The sequence below is a fragment of the Clostridium sp. genome, assembly GCF_050717535.1.
Lineage (GTDB): Bacteria > Bacillota > Clostridia > Clostridiales > Clostridiaceae > Clostridium_AD.
The window spans coordinates 1-16,111 of sequence record NZ_JBOITM010000088.1; the positions used below are offsets into that span (position 1 = coordinate 1).

11 protein-coding genes are annotated in these 16,111 nt (G+C 32.3%); 1 reads left to right on the forward strand and 10 read right to left on the reverse strand.

What is annotated here, in order from left to right:
* Positions 1 to 105: 105 nt before the first annotated feature.
* The 3 genes from ACREVU_RS19030 to ACREVU_RS19040 form a co-directional block, all read right to left on the reverse strand.
* The gene (locus ACREVU_RS19030; RefSeq protein ID WP_431553174.1) at positions 106 to 1,425 is read right to left on the reverse strand and encodes a hypothetical protein; all 1,320 of its coding nucleotides are present in this window, start codon (positions 1,423 to 1,425) and stop codon (positions 106 to 108) included.
* A gap of 348 nt (positions 1,426 to 1,773) precedes the next feature.
* The gene (locus ACREVU_RS19035) at positions 1,774 to 2,187 is read right to left on the reverse strand and encodes a hypothetical protein (protein WP_431553175.1); all 414 of its coding nucleotides are present in this window, start codon (positions 2,185 to 2,187) and stop codon (positions 1,774 to 1,776) included.
* A gap of 93 nt (positions 2,188 to 2,280) precedes the next feature.
* On the reverse strand, positions 2,281 to 5,280 hold the full coding sequence (locus tag ACREVU_RS19040) for a DEAD/DEAH box helicase (RefSeq protein WP_431553176.1): 3,000 nt from the start codon (positions 5,278 to 5,280) through the stop codon (positions 2,281 to 2,283).
* A 339-nt stretch (positions 5,281 to 5,619) separates the two neighbouring features.
* Here ACREVU_RS19040 and ACREVU_RS19045 point away from each other — a divergent pair, with 339 nt between their 5' ends.
* Entirely contained in the window at positions 5,620 to 6,669 is a 1,050-nt protein-coding gene (locus tag ACREVU_RS19045; RefSeq protein WP_431553177.1) for a resuscitation-promoting factor, read from the forward strand.
* Between the two features lie 191 nt (positions 6,670 to 6,860).
* Here ACREVU_RS19045 and larA read toward each other — a convergent pair whose 3' ends face one another.
* From larA to ACREVU_RS19080, 7 genes are all read right to left on the reverse strand, one after another.
* Complete coding sequence (gene larA, locus ACREVU_RS19050) at positions 6,861 to 8,135, reverse strand: nickel-dependent lactate racemase (protein WP_431553178.1); 1,275 nt, start codon at positions 8,133 to 8,135, stop codon at positions 6,861 to 6,863.
* Positions 8,136 to 8,289: 154 nt separating this feature from the next.
* Positions 8,290 to 9,432 (reverse strand): acyl-CoA dehydrogenase, encoded by a 1,143-nt coding sequence (locus tag ACREVU_RS19055; RefSeq protein ID WP_431553179.1) that lies wholly within the window; start codon positions 9,430 to 9,432, stop codon positions 8,290 to 8,292.
* 47 nt (positions 9,433 to 9,479) lie between these two features.
* Positions 9,480 to 10,913, reverse strand: coding sequence for a D-lactate dehydrogenase (locus tag ACREVU_RS19060; protein WP_431553180.1), 1,434 nt, complete (start codon positions 10,911 to 10,913; stop codon positions 9,480 to 9,482).
* A 124-nt stretch (positions 10,914 to 11,037) separates the two neighbouring features.
* A complete protein-coding gene (locus ACREVU_RS19065) occupies positions 11,038 to 11,976 on the reverse strand; it encodes an electron transfer flavoprotein subunit alpha/FixB family protein (protein ID WP_431553181.1) in 939 nt (312 codons plus the stop codon).
* Positions 11,977 to 11,995: 19 nt separating this feature from the next.
* Complete coding sequence (locus tag ACREVU_RS19070) at positions 11,996 to 12,781, reverse strand: electron transfer flavoprotein subunit beta/FixA family protein (protein WP_431553182.1); 786 nt, start codon at positions 12,779 to 12,781, stop codon at positions 11,996 to 11,998.
* A 237-nt stretch (positions 12,782 to 13,018) separates the two neighbouring features.
* On the reverse strand, positions 13,019 to 14,542 hold the full coding sequence (locus tag ACREVU_RS19075; protein WP_431553183.1) for an L-lactate permease: 1,524 nt from the start codon (positions 14,540 to 14,542) through the stop codon (positions 13,019 to 13,021).
* 110 nt (positions 14,543 to 14,652) lie between these two features.
* Positions 14,653 to 16,050 (reverse strand): FAD-binding oxidoreductase, encoded by a 1,398-nt coding sequence (locus ACREVU_RS19080; protein WP_431553184.1) that lies wholly within the window; start codon positions 16,048 to 16,050, stop codon positions 14,653 to 14,655.
* Between the last annotated feature and the right edge of the window lie 61 nt (positions 16,051 to 16,111).

Consider the following 16,111-nt stretch of genomic DNA (forward strand, 5'->3'; position numbering starts at 1 on the left):
GTGATGTTTATGTATTTGTAGTTACTTACATTATATCATTTTTAAGAGGATTTTTATACTTATTAATGCTTTTAAACGTTTATATATCAAGGTTTTATGCGAGTTTTACTTGTGCGAAGTTTGAGTAATAGATAAAACTTCAACAAATTTATTGTTTAAATCTCCTAATATAGAAAAATTGAAGGTTGGTAAAATTGAACTTCCAGAATTATTAATTATATCATCTGCAGAATAAGGTGTTGTATCTGCTGGTCTTGTTATTTCCAATGAAATCTGAAAATCTGATGTAGTTGTATAAACTGGATTTATTGCACTATTACCAATAAGTACTGGCACATTACTAAGACCAGTAACTATTTGTAATGCATCAACATTTCCAATAAAAATGTTGTTAATAGACATTGTTGTTGTACTTGCAGGCGCTACTCCATTTAACCAACCTGCCACAGCATTCATGTAAGCATATGGTGATGGTATATGGTTTTTGTGTGTTGCTACCAAATTATCATTAACATAAAATGCCACGTATTCTTGAGCTAATTCTATCCTGTACCTATTTTCTAAAGAAGTCGGTTGTGATAAATTTATGGTGCTAGTTTCAATATCTGATACCTGTGCACTAAATTGTGTTACTGTTTTTATTATCGTTTCATCTGTGCCATCAAATTTAAAATATGCTGATATAGTGGGTGTTATCGCAGCATCTAAAAGTCCAAAATATCCTACCTGATTATTAATTCTTTGAGAAATTATTGCGTTTGTTGTCATTATTAATGGACCATAGTCAATATTTCTTGTGATCACTGTAAAAGAACTATTCGTAGTTCCACTTGCAATTGAACATAATGAGTTTGCTACTGTTATTGCTCCTCCTAAACCTGTAATTGGCTTGAATTTTGTGTGATGTCCTGGTCCTGTTCCTGTTGATCCTGTATACACATCTGCCAATAAAATTTCTGTGTCACTGATTACGCTTTCAATTTTTGTATAATTTGTGTCTGGATCAGTGCCTAATTTTATATAATCTCCGTATGCTTCTGAGCCATCTGTAAAGTCTGTAGTAACACCTGTAACCACATTGCTATTATTTGTAAATGTTAAATCTCCACCTGTTTCAATATAATAAATTGTTGTTCCAGGAAAATCTTCTCTTAAACTTCCCTCATCTGTTGTAATAGGTCCCCTCATTGACAAATTTCCCCTAGAGTCTATTTTGTAATCTGTTAGGTCACCAATATTTGTTAAAGTTGTTAATGTTCCCGGTTCTGGCCAAAATCCACCTAAACTTTCATATGTTTCTGCGGTTGTTAGTGTTACTGTTGTGATTTTTTTTAACCTGTCTAGAATTGTGTCTGGGGTTGGGTTCTCCTGTAATTCACCAATTTTATTATCAATTGATTGTATAACTCTTGGTACAATTGCCATAATTTCCTTTCTACTTTAATTATCTATTTATATGATCCTTAATTCTATAGTTAACATAGCCTTCAACGAGAAATAGTGTATTTTTATATAGAATATTTATAATCACTATTCTATATAATATTAATTTTTAGTGTAATTATTACAAATTTTATGAGTCCTCTTATTCTAAAATAAAAGAAATAATTTAAACAGCATTATAAGTATTTCATAATAATCAAATTCAATAGCATCCAAATAAATATTCTTTAAAATATATTTGCCACCCAAAAATAATTAAGGGTGGCAAAAAGGTGGCAATAAAGACTAACTCAAAAGGTCAGTCGATTGTAAAACTTAGTTGTTATGTCATTACTCCAGTTGTGTTGTAAGCTTCTTCATAACATCCCTTAATTTAACTTCGTAAAGCTCCTCAGGAGCTATTATTAAAATTAATTTTACGGCATTATCGGATTTATCCCATTTATAAGCTTTAATATCCATAATAGCACCCTCTGGAACATATTCTTCAATGTCCATTGCAATTTCTTCTGCCAGTGAAAGATATTCTTCAAATAATTCATCTTCCGTTAATTCAGCTACATCACACTCTTCTTCCATTAAACCATTTAGGGTATTTACATCTACACTTAAATTAAAAGCTAATGTGTCCTCTCGTTTTGTACCTTTACTCATGTCCTTAACTACTTTAAACTCTGTGTTTTTTTCAATTATATTTTTTATATCTTCACTACCTACTATTTCACTATTAAATTCTACGTACATTTTTACTCCTCCTTTGAATCTTGCTGCCAATTGGCCTCTTATTATATTATACTAAAATATTGCGAGAAATCAATTCGCTATTTTTTTTCACCTCTAAAATCTAAAAAGCTCCAACAACTCTTCCTTTGTAAGTTTTCCTAAAACATGACTGTTTGTAAGTTCCCCTGTAATTACACTGTCTATTAAATCTTTTTTATTTTCCTGAAGTAGAATAATTTTTTCTTCTATAGTTCCCTTAGCCACTAACTTTATTACTTCTACTACATCCCTTTGGCCGATTCTATGAGCCCTATCTGTTGCTTGATCCTCAACTGCTGGATTCCACCAGGGGTCAAAATGAATAACTAAATTTGCCGAGGTTAAGTTAAGTCCTGTTCCTCCCGCCTTTAGGGAGATTAGAAAAACTCTTTTCTCGGAGCTACTATTAAATTCATCTACCAATTTAATTCTATCCTTAGGTTTTGTTTTTCCATCTAAATAAAAATATGAAATTCCTTTTTTATTTAAATTCTTACCAATGTTTTTAAGTGCCGACGTAAATTGGGAGAATAACAACACTTTACCCTCTGAATCTATATGTTTTTCAATAAGTTCCGTTGCAACTTTTAGCTTACCACTTCCACCTTTGTATTCTTCTATTACAAGTGATGGGTCAAGGCAAATTTGCCTTAGCCTAGTTAGATAAGAAAAAACCTGTATTTTGTTGTCACTGCTGTTTTTCATTTTTTCCCTAACAGCTTTTATATATGCTTTATATACAGCCTTTTGAGGACCTGTCATTTCAACAATAAATTTCTTTTCTATTTTATCTGGCAGTTCTTTCATTACTTCCTTTTTAGTTCTTCTTAATAGGAAAGGCTTAATTAACAATTTAAGTTCCTCTAAATCGCCTTCTTTATTAAGGGTGAATTTACTTTCAAAAATTTCTTTAGAATATAAATAATCTGGCATTATAAAATCAAAGATAGACCAAAGTTCAGTTAAATTATTTTCCATTGGAGTTCCTGTTAATGCGAATCTTACCTTAGCTTTAACTTCTTTTATAACTTTTGTGTTTTGAGCTAAATAATTCTTTATATTTTGGGCTTCATCTATAATACAAGCATCAAAAATAATATCCTTATATTGCTCTATATCCATTCTTAAAGTTCCGTAGGTTGTTAATATAACATCATAATCTTGCATATTATGAATTATTTCATGTCTTTCAATTTTTTCTCCATGCACAATGCCTATCTTTATACTTGGCGCAAATTTTTCAAGTTCTGCCTTCCAATTATAAACAAGGGAGGTAGGACTAATTATAATTGATTTTTTATTTTCCTGCGACAATAGGAAAGCTATTGTTTCAATAGTTTTACCAAGACCCATTTCATCAGCGAGTATTCCTCCAAAACCTAAACTGCTCAATCTTTTAAGCCATTTAAAACCGTCAATTTGATATTCTCTAAGTTTTGCATTTAAATTAATCGGCACCCTAATATCCATATTATTTATATTCACTAAATTATTTTCTATATCCTCTAATACTTCAATACCTTTAATAAATTTAAGGTTTTTGGTTTTTATCTTTTCATTTAAATATAATGCTTTGTTTTTCTGTATTTCTATTAACCCATTTTCATTATTTTCCTTTGTAGTTAATGAAATTAATAAATCAAAAAAGTTCTTAACTCCCTCATCTTCAAAATCCAAAAAGTTATTATTATCAGTCTTGTAAAACCTATTGTTTTGCTTAAATGATTTAAGTACACTATCAAGCTCTCTATTTTCAATGTCATGTATACTATAGGAAAAATCATAATAGTCATCCTTATCCTCAAACTCAGCTTCAATCGCCGTAAAATCAAAAATTCTCCTATGTTTAAACCCTTTCCCAAAGGTAACATTTCCTAGGCAATGTAAATTATTTTCGCTTTTACTTAATATATCAAATAATTCCTCATCTCCACCTATAAATAGTAACCTTTCATTTCTTTTTATGAACCTAAATTTCTCTAGCTCCATAAGGATTTTTTCTTCTTTTTTATAATCTCGTACAATCGTAGCATTACTTTTATCATCTTTTAATATATTGATTGTCTTATTAGCATAAATAATTTTTATGTCACAATAAATATTATCTTCATTATCATATAAGTGAAACTCTGGCTTTATATAATTTGATGCAAAGATTTTCACCTCTTGACTAATATTAATATTATTTGAAATACTACTTAGAAAAGTTATAAGTTTGTTATAGTTTTCTATGTCTTTTCCGTATTTAATTTCACCATTTCTTTTTAATTTATCAGATAGAAGAATATATCTTGCCACCTGATTTACTGATGGTAAATAAAGCTTCCAATTAAATAAATACACATCGTTCTTATCATTTAAGGAAACTGGAAATTGCTTATGGGTTGTTAACACGAAATACTCTTTTCTAATTTTCAGTGTAAATGTTATGGGCAAATCGACATTTAAGATTGGTGCATCAAATTCAAAACTATCATAATTGAATTTAATTTTTCCTCCCTTAACTCCTTCTAAAAAAACTCTTAGATCAATAGGTTCAATCTTAGTTTTTATGTTTCCTATCGCTTGTTGAGCTTCATAATAAGTAGGGTCTTTTGAAACTTTACGAACTAATCTTACATAAGTATTAGTACCTTTACTATTGAAATTATTATCTTTATACTTTTCCTGATTCTCATTTAGTTTCATCTTTTGATTTATTTCAGTTTTTCCATTTATCTCTGGTTTTTGTTTTTTAGCAGAACTTTTTGGTGTAATTCTGCTAAAAAAACTATATGCTGTAGCCGTTATATGACTACACATAAATAAGTAGCCCGTATTAGAACTTTCTTTGAAATCCTCACAAGTACATTTTACACTATCTAACCTTCTCTTTATTAAGTCTATTTTTATATGCGTGTTTAGCTCACCTGTCCTGGTTTCATTACTAACGCATCCATAAATATGATACATACTTTCAATTTTCGTTCCTTTGATCTTAGTGACCAATCCACTATTAAAAACCCTTTCGCCCTCACTTCTCATTAAAATAGAAGATGACTTAAATACTATGTTCTCTAACTCTTTTAACTTCAAAATATCACCTCCATATTAATGTTAAGTAGTTGTAAATGGCATATCTTTAACCTCTTAAAATAATTGGACCCTTACTGTCTGAATTTTTACAAATTATATTAATTATAACACTTTCAACAAAAGTTGATATAATAAATTTATTTCCTCCTAACTTAAAATGTGATATACTGCTATTAAAATAAATTACCCTACACCTCTTGGTATAGACATACATAATTCCCTACAACTCATACATCTTTATAGATTTCTGTTAAATATTAAATATTTTCAGATAATGTATTTAGGAATCACACATAATGATTGTATTGAAATTGATTGTATTGAAATTTAAATTAGGAGATGGTTATTATTGTAAAATTCATAAAGAATAAAAAGCTAAAAATTATAATTGGATTTGTGCTGGTGACTATAATTGCAAGCTTTACTACTTTCATGTGTATAGCAAGAAAAACCCTTGTAGTGATTGTAGATGGTAAGCAAATTAAATTAGTTACTTACCAAAAAACTTTTGACAGTGCTTTAAGAAAAGCTGGTATAGATATAGCCTTAAAAGATAAGATTGATAAAGTTTTAGCTTCAAATATAGTTAACAATGATGTTATAACTATTAAACATGCTGTAAATTTCAAGGTATTAGTAGACAATAAAGAGCTTAACATAACTTCAGCAGAAAAAGATATTACTCTAATGTTAGATACAGAAAAAATAGTTATAAGTCCTAATGATAAGATTTCCCCACCAAAGGAAGACAATTTATATAAGGATATGAATGTTGTCATAACTAGGGTTAAAACAGAAACAATCCAAGAAAAAAAACCTATTGACTTTAAAATAGTTATAAAAAAGGACACTGCTGCATTAAAATCTCAAAGTAAAGTTGTACAAACGGGCATAAAAGGCGAAAAAAATGTTACTTCAAATGTTACTTATGAGAACGGGAAAGAAGTAACTAGAAAAGTTATTAAAGAAACTGTAGTTAAAGAGCCTCAGCATAAAATTATAGCTCAAGGCACACTATCAACTTTAACCCTTTCAAGAGGATCATCCTCAAATAATTCTTCTAACATTCAAAATATAAAAGCTGATACAAGCTATAATAAGACTTTTACCGTAAAGGCTACTGCTTATTGGGCTACTGATGGAATAAACAATACATATACTTTCTCTGGGAGAAAGGCTGTGCGAAATTCAAATGGCTATAGTACAATAGCAGTAGACCCTAATGTTATTCCTATGGGAACAAAATTATATGTTGAAGGGTACGGTTATGCTATCGCAGCTGACAAAGGTTCTGGAGTTAAAGGCAAATTTATAGATGTGTTTTTCAATACATCTGAAGAAGCATCTAATTGGGGAGTTAAATATTTAGAGGTTAAAATATTAGATTAATTTTTAAAAATCTCATATATAGTTTTTTTGATTACCAGTTTTAAATTAGGTGGCACATTTTTTAAAGGGACTATCTCAAAATAGAAAGTAATTTCTATTTTGAGATAGTCCCTTTACTTGTAACTTACCTCTTTTCACGTGATTGATACCTTCTTACTTGTCCAACTTGCCACTTACCAAGTGGATGGCACCTATTTTACCACTACTGAAACTCCATCTGGTATTACTGTTATTTTTGCATCCTTCCCTTTTATCTCAAAAGCTTTTTCAAGCGCTTCTTCAAAGGTAAATGCATGCAACATATGCATATTTTTTACAATTCCCGGATCACACATATCTGTAACATAAATTACAGTATATCTATCAAGTATACGCGCAAGAATTTGAAATTCCCACTGATCTGGTACAGTATCATTTCTTCCAACTTTAAGCACCCTATCAAGAACTTCCCGAGGGCTACTTGCATTTGCCATATTGTCATAGAAAGACTGACCACCATGTCCATCATTACTAGCAGACATCATGATTATAACTCCGCCCTCTGTACAAGTTGCTTCTGCTGCACTCATACCTTTTACTGACTGATATATATTTTGATCAAGAGGATATCCTCCATTAGATGTAATTACAATATCTGCTTTAACAGCTTTTACAGATGCAAGTTCCATTACAAATTCACATCCCTTTATGTGGGCAAGCTGACTATCCCCTGCAAATGCATTTATAACCTTTTTATCACTATCAATAACAACATTTAGTATAAATGCTAACTTAGCTTGTTTTGCAGCATAAAGCATATCTCTATGAAGTGGGTTATTTTCAAGAATTCCTGTCCTAGCATATTCACTTGCTATAAATTCAGAGCAATGATTTGCCATAACTGTTTTCGCTGATGCCACTCCTGGAAGAACGCTCTTACGTCCGCCTGAAAATCCTGCAAAGAAATGTGGTTCTATAAATCCTTCTGCAATTAAAAGTTCTGCTTCCATTGCTACTTTATTAAGTAATAGTTCTCCACCTGAAGGAAGCATTCCAACGTTAACCATATTATCATAATCCGTTGATACATGAATTTTTATAACTTCATTATCCACAATTTCAAGGCCAAACTTATCAATCATTTCTTCTCTTGTAGTTGGTCTATGAAAACCTGTTGCAATTAATATTGTTATATCAATTGTAGGATTTGCATTTCTAATTCTTTTAAGTAATATAGGCATTGTTACTTTACTTGGTACAGGTCTTGTATGATCACTAGTTATTAGAACTAAATTTTTTTTACCTTTAACTAACTCTTCTAGTTTTACACTCCCAATGGGATTATCTAGTGCTTTATTCACAATTTCCTGCTGAGTATCATTAACCTTAAAATCATGTGCTTGTGATTCCAGTATTGCTGCCAAGTTTTCATCTGGTATTTCTATATCCAAAAATTGTTTTGAATAAGGTATTTTAATTTTACTCATATATTTTTCCTCCCTACATTTTAAAAATAGTCAAGAGATTAAAATTCTCTTAACTATTCTATACTGCTTATTTAATCAAAGTTAGTTTACTAACTGATTTATTTCAATTTATAGAAAGTAAGCTTTTATTTTAGTGTTTAATTTTAGTTTTCTACTATTTAACACCCATCCATCCAGCAATTACCATCATTTGAACTTCTGATGTTCCTTCATAAATTTCTGTAATTTTTGCATCACGCATCATTCTTTCAATTGGATAATCACTTGAATATCCATATCCACCAAATAATTGTAAACAACGTCTTGTTACATCGCTGGCATTTCTAGAAGCAACTAATTTTGCCATAGCAGCGAAATGTGTAAATTTTTCATGATTATCCTTTGCACATGCAGCTTGATATACTAAAAGTTTTGCAGCTTCTGTATTTGCACGCATTTGAGCAAGTTCAAATTGTGTGTTTTGGAATTTTGAAATAGTACGACCAAATTGAACACGTTCATTAACATATTTTATAGTTTCTTCTATCGCACCTTCTGCAATACCAAGAGCTTGAGCTGCAACACCAATACGACCACCATCAAGAGTTGCCATTGCAAGGCTAAATCCTCTACCTTCTTCTCCTAAAAGATTTTCCTTTGGAACTATGCAATTATCAAAGAATAATTCACATGTAGAAGATCCCCTTATTCCCATCTTTAATTCATGAGTTCCAACAGTAAAACCAGGGAAATCTTTTTCAACGATAAATGCTGAAATACCTTTTGTTCCCTTACTCTTATCTGTCATAGCTAAAATAATATATACGTCTGCATATCCTGCATTAGTAATAAATATCTTACTGCCATTTAATATATAATTGTCTCCCTCGAGTACTGCTGTTGTCTTTTGCATAGAAGCATCAGTTCCAGCAGAAGGTTCTGTTAATCCGAAGGCACCTAATTTTTCACCTGAAGCAAGTGGTTTTAAATATTTCTCTTTTTGCTCGTCTGTACCATATGTGTAAATTGGTGTTGCACAAAGACTTGTATGTGCTGAAACAATAACACCTGTTGTAGCACAAACTTTAGATAATTCTTCTACACATTGTACATAACTTAATGTATCCATTCCAGCGCCACCAAATTGTTCTGGAAATGGAATCCCGAGCAAGCCCATTTCAGCCATTTTCGCTACATTTTCTTCTGGAAAGCGCATATTTTCATCAATTTCTTTTGCGATTGGTTTTACCTCTTTTTCTGCAAAATCGCGATACATTTCTTGTAGTTGTTTGCTGTCTTCATCTTGTTTAAAATTCATATTAATTCCCACCTTTTTTTTTATTTGTGTTTGTCAATTGTGTTTTATTAGTTAGCACCATCTATGACATCGCATACTTTACCTGGATTCATAATACTATTCGGATCGAAAGTTTTTTTAATACCTTTCATGAGTTCCATATTTATTCCTCCGACGCACTCTAATAAATAGCTGATCTTTCCACTACCAATCCCGTGTTCTCCTGAAACAAGTCCGCCACAATCAATTGCTTCTTTATAAATAATATCAAAGAATTTCTCAACTCTTACTTTAAATTCTGCTTCCTCTAAATCATTACTACATTGGTATATATGAAGATTTCCATCTCCTGCATGTCCAAAACTCCTAATAGTGAGTCCACACTCCTGCCCAGTTTTATTTGCAAAAGCAAGATAAGAAGCAATTTTATTTATTGGAACTACCACATCACATTCATCGAGTAACTTTGTTTCTGCCATAATTGCATCTAAGAAACTAGAACGTGCAGCCCATGCATCTTTAATTTTTGCAGGTGTATCAGCTACAAGAACATCAATTGCTCCTGCTTCTAATACTATTTCACTTGCTTGTTCAATAAGGTTGTTTAATTCATCTTCATCACTTGCATCTATAGTAACAAGTAAATAAGCATTTGCGGTTACTCCACCAACTACTTGAGGGAATACGCTCTTTCCAATAAACCTTTCACTAGATAAAACAATTTCTCTTTCCATAAATTCCAATGCTTGTGGATTCATGTGTTGCATTTTAAATTTAGGAACAGCAGAAATACAATCATCTAGATTTTCAAAAGGAATAATTAAACTTGCAACTGCCTTTGGTGCTATAATAGTTTTCAAAGTAAGCTCTGTAATAATCCCAAGTGTACCTTCTGACCCAATCATTAAATTCAAAAGACTGTAACCTGAACTTGTTTTTGATACTGTAGCTCCAAATTTAGTAATTTCTCCTGTTGGAAGAACAACTGTCATTGCACGTACATAATCACGTGTTGCACCATACTTAACAGCTCTCATTCCACCAGCATTTGTTGAAACGTTTCCACCTAAACAAGCGGACTTTTCACCGGGATCTGGAGCATATAATAATCCTTGTTTTGCACAATCCTCTGCAAGGTCCTTGAGAAGTACTCCTGCCTCAACATGAACAACAAAATTTTCTAAGTCATAAGAAAGTATTTTATTCATCTTTGTAAGATCAATTAAAACTCCTCCAAGTAGTGGAACTGCTCCTCCTACAAGTCCTGTTCCTGCTCCTCTTGGAGTCACTGGTATCTTATTTTCATTACATATTTTTACTACCGCAGCAACTTCCTCTGTAGAGTGTGCCATAAATACAACTTGTGGAGCGTTTGTCCCATAAATAGGCATTTCATCATGAGAATAATCTTCATTGATATCATCACCTGTTAAAATATGTCCTGGAGCCGCCTCCTGTAATTGTAAGATTAATTCTTCTGTCAATTGATTATACTTAGCCATAATAACCCTTCCCTTCTAAACTTTTTCTTACTCTATAATGCTTCTAAGAAACATAATCTGAATCCTGTTTTACATAATGGAATGTTCATGCTTACATTTTCCTTTAATTTTTTTTATAAAACCTTTAGTTTACTTTTATTTTCTTCATTTCTTCAATCATAACTGGAAGAATATCGCTCACATTTCCAATAATACCTATATCTGCTATTTCGAAAATTGAAGCTTCTTCATCTTTATTAATTGCCACAATATATTTAGAACCTGACATTCCTGATGTATGTTGTGTTGCTCCAGAAATACCACATGCAATATAAAGTTTTGGTGCTACAATCTTTCCTGATTGTCCAACTTGGTGTGTACGACAAATCCAGTCACTTTCAATTGCTGGTCTTGTTGCACCTACTACACCACCAAGTACACGTGCTAATTCTTCAACAAGCTTAAAATTTTCTATATTTCCCATTCCACGTCCACCAGAAACAATAACTTGTGCTTCTTCTAAATTGACAGATTCACACATTTCTTTTACCCTATCAACAATTTTTGCCTTAACAGCACCAGCTGGAATTTCTACTTTTTTCTCTGTAACACCTGCATTTAAACCAGCTTCTGGCTTTGAAAAGCTTCCTTTTCTAACTGTAACTACGGCTGTCCCATCTACTTCAAGGTTTTCTAAAATAGTACCACCATAAGCTGGTCTAGTGTATATAACTTTACCATCAGTTTTATTAATTCCTATTACGTCAGTTACACATCCCAGGCACATACGTCCTGCAATACGTGGTGCAATATCTTTAGCCATTGGTGTACTTGCAAGTAGTACAATATCTGGGTTTTGCTGCTTAACAGTTTCTGCTAATACTTCTGTCAAAGTATCACAGTCTGTAGCAGTTTCTGTAAAAATAACTGGAATGCCTAGTGCTGCTACAGTATCTGCCGCAGCACTGTTACCTACTATAAGAGCTGCTGCCTCTGCATCTAATGCTTTTACTGCACTAATCAATTCAAGACTTCCGCTTAATACTTTTTCTCCATCTGTTTCAATAAATAATAATGCTTTCATAATTTCGTTTTCCTCCTTATTAGATTGTCTTATCTTTTTTCATTTGCTCTATAGCAGCGCTTACTGCTAGCGACGCATCTTTTTCTTTTATTTTGATACCAGCCTCTTTCTTAGGAGGCTGCACATATTCAATCAACCGTACTTTTGCCTTTTTTACCTCTCCAATTTCTGCTGCGCAGTAAGTTGGAATGATTGCCTTACGGCTTGCCATCTTAGTTCTAATAGTAGGATAACGTGGATCATAATTTGGTTTACTTACTGTTACTACAGCTGGAGATTTTATAGAAACTATATCATATCCTTCTTCGGTTTCCTTATAAACTTCCATGCCACAATCTTTCAAATTAATTTCAATTGCGCTACTAACAAAGCTTGTCTCCAATTTTTCAGAAAGTATTGCTCCTACCTGACCAGTAATTTCATCTGTGGATTCCTTTCCACAAAGAATTAAATCAAATTTTTCACCTTTGTCTTTTTCAATTTTATGAATAGCATCTGCCAAAACATAAGCTGTTCCAGTAGCATCTAAATCTGCATATAAATCATCTTTTGCAAAAAATGCTTCTTTAGCTCCTACAGCAAGGCAGTTTTTCAATGTATTTATAGAATCATCTGCTCCAACGGTTAATACACTAACATTTCCTCCATTAGCTTCCACAAAACGAACTGCAAGTTCTAATGCATATGTATCAAATGCATTTGCTACCATAGTGACTCCATTCAAATTAGGTTTTTTCGTATTATTATCCAAGTGGATTTCAATAGAATCATCTGGAACCTGTTTTACACATAACATAATATTCATATTTTTCCTCTCCTTTACACTTCTACATTATTAAATCGTTTTCTTGATAAAACCACTGTTTATTTATATTTTTATAAAATACCATTTTATAAAAATTGTTTCAATTAATTTCTATAAAAATATTATTGATTGGTACTATGGTCCTACCACTTCAGTTAAGTTTATCACAATATTTATAACAACTCAATCATTTATACAAATTTCTTATCTTGCCATTTGGGTGGCTATATCATCCTCCTACATCGTAAAGAATTTTGCTCCGAAGTACGTAATTAATCCTAAGATTGTTACATATGCAAGGCAGAATTTTAAAGTTGCCTTTAATATTTTACCTTCAGCTCCTACAAGCCCAGTGGCTGCGGTTGCAACTGCAATACTTTGAGGAGAAATCATTTTACCTGCAGTGGCACCACCAGTATTAGCAGCTGCTAACCAATAAGGACTCATATGCAGATTTTTTGCAACTTCAACTTGTAAAGGTCCAAATAGAACGTTAGCAGAAGTATCACTACCAGTTACAAATGTACCTAGTGCCCCTATAACTGGAGCAATTAATGGATAAAAACTTCCTGTTGCTGCAACTAAAACTACCGCAATAGATGTTATCATTCCGCTATAGCTCATTACCTTTGCAAGAGCAACTATTGAAAGTATTGTTATTGCAGTTTTGCTCATTTGCTTGCAAGTATCTGTAAACACTTTTGATATTTCTTTAAACTTAGCCCCTTGAACAAGTCCCCCTATAAAGGTGGCAAGTATTATAAGTGTTCCTGGATTAGCAATCCATGTAAAGGTACTAAGTTTTGCATGGGGACCAGTATATATTTGAAGTGAAGTTTTTATAGTTGATAATGGTTTATTAATCCATGGAACTAGAGAGCTTGTGATTAATATAAAAGTTAAAATTAAAATAAATGGCACCCAGGCTATAAATCCTTGTTTTAGAGATATATTAACCTTATCTTTAGCTGCAGTTTTTTTATAAAATACTTTAGCTATTACAACTGTTACAATAATACATACTATTGACCCAATTAATGCTGGAAGTTCCGCTCCAATGTATTTTGCTATTAAAAGTTCTGGAATTGCAAAAGCTAGGCCTGAAGCAAGACAAATAAACACAACTCCCTTTATAGCTTTTACGCTTTTACCTGTGAGCATTACGAGTACTAATGGTAAAACTACAATTAATGCAAACAATTGAATACCAACCGCATAACTTAATGTAACTGGGTTGATTCCTGCAACCTTTGCCAGTGTTGTTACAGGGAGTCCAATTGCTCCAAAAGCTGTTGGTGTTGTATTTGCAATAAGACATATTATTGCTGCAAATATTGGATCAAAACCAAGTGCAGCTAAAATGCTGGCAGGTATTGCTACTGCTGTACCAAAGCCTGCAATTGCTTCAAGAAATCCACCAAAACCCCAAGCAACAATTAAAACTAGTATTCTTCTATCAGTAGTGATTCCAGTCATCATATTCTTTATTACGTCCATACTTTTTGTATGAATAGAAAGATTGTATGTAAACACCGCCGCTATTATTACAACAATTATTGGCCATAGTGCCATTGCTGCGCCCTCAAGTGTTGCTGTAAGAGCCTCACTAATTGGCATCTTCCAAACTATGATTGCAAGTATTATAGTAATTACAAGTGTAATGGAACAAGTCTTATGTCCTGGCATTTTTAAAACACCCAGGGACACCATAAGCCATACAATGGGGATAAGTGCTATAAAAAACAATAAATAATTGTTCATCTTTTATTATCTCCTTTACTTAGTGTGATTTGTAATATTACTGAAATCGAATACATAAATTATTTTTATATCGCCAACATCTTTAAAAGATATTAGCGATATGATTTGTTTTATTCACAAACCTTGCCTGGATTCAATATATTTTTAGGATCAAATGCCATTTTTATATTTCTCATAAGTTGTACATATACAGGTCCTAATTGTTCAAGCATATATGCTTTCTTGGCAAATCCAATCCCATGTTCCCCAGATACTAAGCCTTTTAGCTGCCTAGACTTACTATACATTGCTTCAAATACTTCAGCAATTTTCTTTTCCCATGCTTCATCTGAAAGCGCATCTTTTAATACATACACATGTAAGTTACCATCACCTGCATGGCCAAAGCTTCTTATTCTTACATTAAACTGCTTTTGAAGATCATTAGTATACCTAATAAACTCTGCAACTTTATTTCTTGGAACAACAACGTCGCATTCATCCATATCAGTAGTTGTTGCTTTAACAGCTTCAAGAAAAGCACCTCTTGCAGACCAAACAGCCTCTTTTCTTTCATCTGTATCAGTTATAAATACATCAAGAGCACCTTCTTCAAGGCAAATGTTAGCTACACTTTCATAAGCTCTTTCTATTTCTTCTATAGTATTACCATCAAAAGTTAATAAAAGATAAGCATCCGATGAATTATCAGGGAATTTTTTCCCTAGAAATTCTTCAGCAGCAATAATAACTTCTCTTTGCATAAATTCTATAGCAGTAGGTGCAGATTTCGATTTAACTATCAGTGGAACTGTATTTATTGCCATGTCAAGATTAGGGAAAGGTATTAATAATGATACAGCCTTCTTAGGTAGTGGTATAAGTTTTAATATTATTTTTGTAACTATTCCAAGTGTTCCCTCAGAACCACATATTAAGTCTTTTATACTATAGCCTGTAGAATTTTTAACTACTTTTCCTCCCACTTCAAGTATTTCTCCACTTGGAAGAACTACTTCAAGACCTCTTATGTAGTCTCTAGTAACTCCGTACTTAACAGCTCTCATTCCTCCTGCATTTGTATTTATGTTACCAGCAATTGTTGCAGATTTCTCACCTGGATCTGGTGGATAAAACAAATCAAACTCTTCAACATATTTGCTTATTTCCATTAAAAGTACTCCTGGTTCAAGAGTTAGTGTTAAGTTTTCTTCATCAATTTCAAGTATTTTATTCATTTTGGACATATTCATCATAATCCCACCGAAAATTGGAACTGATGCCCCAACTAGTCCCGTTCCTGAGCCTCTTGCTACAACTGGAATTACGTTTTCAGATGCATATTTCATAATTTTTGAAACTTCGTCTGTGGTAAGAACTTCAACTAATACCTCTGGCATTTTGCTTATTCCACCCATTTCATCATGGCTAAAATCATCATTTATTGCGTTCCCTGTAAACACTCTATCTTTATCCAATATTGACACTAAAAATTCTATATCGTTAGTATCAAGTTTTTTATAATCCATAAAAGTACCTCCTCGATTCTTAAGTTAGTGTATTCACTAGCTTATTTATTACTTTTAACGG

Excerpts from the sequence above, each read along its gene's own strand:
- larA (WP_431553178.1), bottom strand. The coding sequence starts at position 8,135 with ATGAGTAAAATTAAAATACCTTATTCAAAACAATTTTTGGATATAGAA.
- ACREVU_RS19060 (WP_431553180.1), bottom strand. The coding sequence starts at position 10,913 with ATGGCTAAGTATAATCAATTGACAGAAGAATTAATCTTACAATTACAG.
- ACREVU_RS19055 (WP_431553179.1), bottom strand. The coding sequence starts at position 9,432 with ATGAATTTTAAACAAGATGAAGACAGCAAACAACTACAAGAAATGTAT.
- ACREVU_RS19045 (WP_431553177.1), top strand. The coding sequence starts at position 5,620 with ATGGTTATTATTGTAAAATTCATAAAGAATAAAAAGCTAAAAATTATA.
- ACREVU_RS19065 (WP_431553181.1), bottom strand. The coding sequence starts at position 11,976 with ATGAAAGCATTATTATTTATTGAAACAGATGGAGAAAAAGTATTAAGC.
- ACREVU_RS19075 (WP_431553183.1), bottom strand. The coding sequence starts at position 14,542 with ATGAACAATTATTTATTGTTTTTTATAGCACTTATCCCCATTGTATGG.
- ACREVU_RS19080 (WP_431553184.1), bottom strand. The coding sequence starts at position 16,050 with ATGGATTATAAAAAACTTGATACTAACGATATAGAATTTTTAGTGTCA.
- ACREVU_RS19070 (WP_431553182.1), bottom strand. The coding sequence starts at position 12,781 with ATGAATATTATGTTATGTGTAAAACAGGTTCCAGATGATTCTATTGAA.
- ACREVU_RS19030 (WP_431553174.1), bottom strand. The coding sequence starts at position 1,425 with ATGGCAATTGTACCAAGAGTTATACAATCAATTGATAATAAAATTGGT.
- ACREVU_RS19035 (WP_431553175.1), bottom strand. The coding sequence starts at position 2,187 with ATGTACGTAGAATTTAATAGTGAAATAGTAGGTAGTGAAGATATAAAA.